This window comes from Agromyces sp. NPDC056965 (assembly GCF_042673425.1).
Classification (GTDB): domain Bacteria; phylum Actinomycetota; class Actinomycetes; order Actinomycetales; family Microbacteriaceae; genus Agromyces.
Window position 1 is genome coordinate 1 of the sequence record NZ_JBHURI010000148.1, and the last position, 4,737, is coordinate 4,737.

General features: G+C 67.0%; 6 protein-coding genes. 3 read left to right on the top strand and 3 right to left on the bottom strand.

Annotated elements, in window-relative coordinates; genetic code table 11:
* Positions 1–952 (top strand): carbohydrate ABC transporter permease (locus ACFTQE_RS19935; RefSeq protein WP_376926700.1); only part of this gene is annotated, 952 nt, incomplete at its 5' end.
* A complete protein-coding gene (locus tag ACFTQE_RS19940) occupies positions 949–1,785 on the top strand; it encodes a carbohydrate ABC transporter permease (protein ID WP_376926701.1) in 837 nt (278 codons plus the stop codon). The genes ACFTQE_RS19935 and ACFTQE_RS19940, both read left to right, overlap by 4 nt.
* On the opposite strand, the gene ACFTQE_RS19945 is transcribed toward ACFTQE_RS19940, so the two are convergent.
* Genes ACFTQE_RS19945 through ACFTQE_RS19955 form a run of 3 tightly spaced genes read right to left on the bottom strand, consistent with a single transcriptional unit; the run spans position 1,775 to position 4,106 of the window.
* Positions 1,775–2,605: an amino acid ABC transporter ATP-binding protein gene (locus tag ACFTQE_RS19945; RefSeq protein ID WP_376926702.1), complete on the bottom strand. Its 831-nt coding sequence runs from the start codon at positions 2,603–2,605 to the stop codon at positions 1,775–1,777. The two genes, ACFTQE_RS19940 and ACFTQE_RS19945, sit on opposite strands and share 11 nt — an antisense overlap.
* Entirely contained in the window at positions 2,592–3,254 is a 663-nt protein-coding gene (locus ACFTQE_RS19950; protein ID WP_375837875.1) for an amino acid ABC transporter permease, read from the bottom strand. Before ACFTQE_RS19950 ends, ACFTQE_RS19945 begins: the two co-directional genes overlap by 14 nt.
* Before the next feature lie 33 nt (positions 3,255–3,287).
* Positions 3,288–4,106, bottom strand: coding sequence for an amino acid ABC transporter substrate-binding protein (locus ACFTQE_RS19955; RefSeq protein WP_376926703.1), 819 nt, complete (start codon positions 4,104–4,106; stop codon positions 3,288–3,290).
* Positions 4,107–4,392: 286 nt separating this feature from the next.
* Here ACFTQE_RS19955 and ACFTQE_RS19960 point away from each other — a divergent pair, with 286 nt between their 5' ends.
* Positions 4,393–4,719, top strand: coding sequence for a hypothetical protein (locus tag ACFTQE_RS19960; protein ID WP_376926704.1), 327 nt, complete (start codon positions 4,393–4,395; stop codon positions 4,717–4,719).
* Positions 4,720–4,737: the final 18 nt, after the last annotated feature.

Here is a 4,737-nt window from a genome sequence, read left to right on the forward strand (position 1 = left end):
CCCGCCCGCACGGGCGGGCGCTCCCGCCCCGGCGACTCCCGCTCCCGCGCCACGCCGCCGCCGCCGCGCGTTCACGACGAACCGCGGACTCGTCGTGCTCGCATTCATGCTGCCCGCCGCGATCTTCGTCGGCGTGTTCATCTACTACCCGATGCTCGCCGGCAGCCAGATGGCGTTCCGCAACTGGAAGCTGAGCAACCTCACCGACACCTCGTGGATCGGGCTGCAGAACTTCGCCACGATCTTCGCCGATCCCGCGTTCGGCGTGATCCTCGGCAACTCCGTGCTCTGGGTGGTCGCGTCGATCGTGCCGCAACTGGTCATCGGGTTCGCGCTCGCCCTCTGGCTGCGTCGGAAGTTCCGCTTCCGCGGGCTCTACCAGGCGCTCATCTTCTTCCCGTGGGCGATCTCGGGCTTCCTCATCGGCATCCTCTTCCGTTGGATGTTCAACGGCGAGTTCGGCGTGGTCAACGACCTCCTGATGCGGACGGGCCTCATCGATCAGGGCATTCCATGGCTCGCGCAACCGGACACCGCGATGTTCGCGGTGATCATCGCGAACATCTGGTACGGCGTGACGTTCTTCGCGATCATGATCCTCGCCGCGCTGCAGTCGGTGCCGGACGAGCTCTTCGAGGCCGCTGCCCTCGACGGCGCGGGCAAGGTGCGCACGCTCTTCCAGATCACGATCCCGTACATCTCGACGACGCTCGCCCTGACCGTGCTGCTCCGCGTGATCTGGATCTTCAACTTCCCCGACATCATCTGGGCGATGACCGGCGGCGGCCCCGCCAACCAGACGCACATCATCACCACCTGGATGATCACGTTCACCCAGAAGGGCGACTACGGCGTGGCCTCTGCACTCGGGCTCATCGTCGTCGGCCTGCTGCTCGTCTTCTCGGCCTTCTACCTGATGGCCCTTCGCGGCAAGAAGGAGGTGTCGTCGTGATCGTCACGGAGACAACGCCCGCACGCATCGCCCGCATCGGCTTCCTCGGGCTCTGGCTCGTGATCACGATCTTCCCGCTGTACTGGATCATCGTGACCTCGTTCAAGGCCCCGGGAGACATCTTCAGCTATCCGCTGCAGTACTGGCCGGCCGAGTTCTCGTTCGACAACTACGTGCAGCTCTTCGAGAAGGCCGACTTCGGCACCTACGTCGTCAACAGCCTGATCGTCTCCACCGCGGCTGCGACCACCGCGACCCTCATCTCGCTGCTGTCGGCCTACGTGCTGGCCCGGTTCGAGTTCCGCAGCAAGACGGCGATCCTCATGGCGTTCCTCGTGACCCAGATGATCCCCGCGTTCATCGCGCTCGGGCCCCTCTACCTGCTCATGGTGGACCTCGGGCTGGTCGACGACCGCTTCGGCCTGATCCTCGTGTACGTGGCCGTGTGCATCCCGTTCTGCACGATCATGCTGCGCGGCTTCTTCGCGAACATCCCCGACGCCCTCGAGGAAGCGGCGATGATCGACGGATGCTCCCGGCTCGGCGCACTGTTCCGGGTCATCGTTCCCGTGATGAAGCCCGGAATCGTGGCGGCGTTCATCTTCAACTTCGTCAACTGCTGGAACGAGCTGTTCCTGTCGGTGACGCTCATGAACAAGGACGAGAACAAGACGATCCCGACCGCGCTCAACGGCTTCATCACGAGCTTCAACATCGATTGGGGTTCGATGTCCGCGGCTGCCGTGCTGACGATCCTGCCGACGATGATCCTGTTCGCCTTCGCGAGCCGCTACATCGTGCAGGGCCTGACCGCAGGCGCGGTCAAGGGCTGACGTCGTCGGCGGCGCCGCCGTCCTCGAGGGGTCGGAGGATCCGATCGAGGAAGCGTCGGGTGCGCTCGTGCGTCGGCTTCGTGAAGATCGTTCCGGGCTCGCCGCGTTCGACCACGACGCCGCCGTCCATGAAGAGCACCTCGTCGGCCGCCTGCCGCGCGAAGCTCAGTTCGTGGGTCACGACGACCATGGTCCAACCTTCGTCGGCGAGCTCCTTGATGACCTGCAGCACCTCCCCGACGAGTTCGGGGTCGAGCGCGCTCGTCGGCTCGTCGAAGAGCAGCAGCTGCGGCTTCAGGGCGAGCGCCCGCACGATGCCGACGCGCTGCTGCTGCCCGCCCGAGAGCTCGAACGGGTAGGCGTCGCGCTTCTCGGCGAGCCCCACCCGCTCGAGCAGGGCGGATGCCTCGGCGACCGCCTGCGCCTTCGGCACGCGCTGCACGCGCACCGGCCCCTCGATGACGTTCTCGATGACCGTCATGTGCGGAAAGAGATTGTGCTGCTGGAAGACCATCGCCGAGCGGTCGCGGAGCGCGAAGCGCTGGGCCTTGGACACCGGCGCCGCGAAGTCGATGACGGGCCCGCCGGCGAAGTCGATCGTGCCGCCGTCGGGCGTCTCGAGTCCGTTGAGCGAGCGCAGCACGGTCGTCTTGCCCGAGCCGCTCGGGCCGATGAGCACGACGACCTCGCCGCGCCGCACCTCGAGGTCGATCGAGCGCAGCACCTCGTTGTCGCCGAACGACTTGCGGATGCCCCGTGCCGCGAGCAGCACTGAGTCATCGGGCGTCGTCGCGGGGGCGAGCGGGTCAGTGGGCGACATAGCGGTCCAACCTCTTCTCGAGAACACCCTGCCCGCTCGAGAGCACGAGGCAGAAGATCCAGTAGATGAGCGCCGCCTCGAGGTAGAGCAGCATGAACTCCTGGCTGAAGGCGGCGATCTCCTGCGACACGCGGAACAGCTCGGTCACGAGGATGAGCGAGGCGAGCGAGGTGTCCTTCACGAGGGAGATGAAGGTGTTCGACAGCGGCGGCACCGAGACGCGAGCGGCCTGCGGCAGGATGACCCGGCGCAGCGTCGTGGCGTGCGACATGCCGATCGTGTATCCGGCCTCCCACTGGCCCTTCGGCACGGAGAGGATCGCCGCACGGATCACCTCGGCGCCGTATCCGCCGACGTTGAGCGAGAACGCGATGATCGCGCTCGGCCACGGGTCGATGACGAGCCCGATCGACGGCAGCCCGTAGAAGATCACGAAGAGCTGCACGAGGAGGGGCGTGCCCCGGATCACCGAGATGTAGAACCTCGCGATTCCCGAGACCACCCGGTTCGCCGACAACCGCATGAGTGCGGTGCCGAGGGCGAGCACGAGGCCGATCACGAAGGAGGCGAGGGCGAGCGGAATGGTGCCGCTCACCCCGCCCCACACGATCGGCCAGAAGGAATCGAGGAACAGCTGCCAGCCGCTCATCGCCTCACCGCCTTCGTCTGTTGCAGGACGAGGCTACTCGGAGACGTCGGCGCCGAAGTACTTCTCGCCGAGTTCGGCGAGCACGCCCTCGGCACGGAGCTCGGCCAGGGCCTCGTCGATCGCGGCGACGAGGTCCTTCTTGTCCTTCGTGAAGGTCAGCGCGCTGAGCGAGGGGTCGTCGGTCTCGGCTGCGACCTCGAGGCCGGACTGGCCGTTCGTGTTCACGTAGTCGAGGTAGGTGAGCTTGTCGTTGATGGTGGCGTCGACCCGGCCCTGCTCGAGCAGCGCGACGGCCTGCGCCCAGCCCTCGACGGCCTCGACGTTCGCACCCGACTCCTGCGCGAGCGTGTACCAGTTGCTCGTGAGCGACTGGGCGGTCGTCTTGCCGGCGAGGTCGTCGAAGCTCGAGATCGAGGTGTCGCCCTCCTTCACGACGATGACGCCGGGCGAGACGGTGTAGGGCTCGCTGAAGAGGTACTGCTCCTCGCGCTCGGGGTTGATCGACACCTGGTTCGCGATGACGTCGAAGCGCCCCGCGTGGAGGCCGGCGAAGATCGCGTCCCACTGCGTCTCCTGGAACTCGATCTCGAGGCCGAGCTTGTCGGCGACCGCCTCGGCCACCTCGACGTCGTATCCCGTGAGGTCGCCGGAGCCGTCCTCGTGGAAGCTGAACGGACGGTACGTGCCCTCGGTCGCGACGGTGAGCGTTCCGGCCTTCACGAGTCCGAACTCGTTGTCGGCGGCTGCATCGCTCGACGCAGGCGCTCCGCTCGAGCAGGCGGCGAGGGCGACGACGGCGACGGATGCGGCGGCCAGGCCGAGCAGGGTGCGGACGCGGGGTGCGCGAGACATGTGGAGCTCCGTTCGTGGGGAGTGCTGAGCGGCGACGTGGTGCCGTGCCGCGTGGTCGAGTCCATCACGGCCTCGCCCGTGAGGAAAACGGCGTTACCCCGCGTTTCATTTCCGAAACCGCTCGATTCGCAGCATCCGATCACATTCCGCTCGGGGCATACCGCGTCGGAGACCCCTCGTGCAAGCCCTTCCGCCGCGGGATCGCGGGTGGCTACGCTGGCCGCGGCGGTGGAGTCCCCTCCGTCGCCGCGGTGCCCCCCACACCAACCGGAAGGAACCTTCACCCGTGATCACACTGTCATGGCTCCTCATCATCGCGCTCGTCGGCGGCGCGCTCGCCCTCGTGGACGGGATCCGACGCCTCCGCGGGCGCGGCAGCTCCGTCGTCGGCATCATCGAGGTCGTCGTCGCCGCGCTGTTCGTGCTCTCGCTCTTCCTGCCCGGAATCCCGTTCGGATCGCTCGTGCTCGGCATCGCGACCCTCGTGGTGCTCGTCGTCGCGCTCATCGTCCGAGGTCGCACCGGCCTCGGGGTCACGATCGCCGCGATCGTGTTCGTCGCGCTCTGGCTGGTGCTCGTGAACCGCTGGCTCGTCATCCCCGGCATCAACTGAGTCCGGCGATGAAGGGTG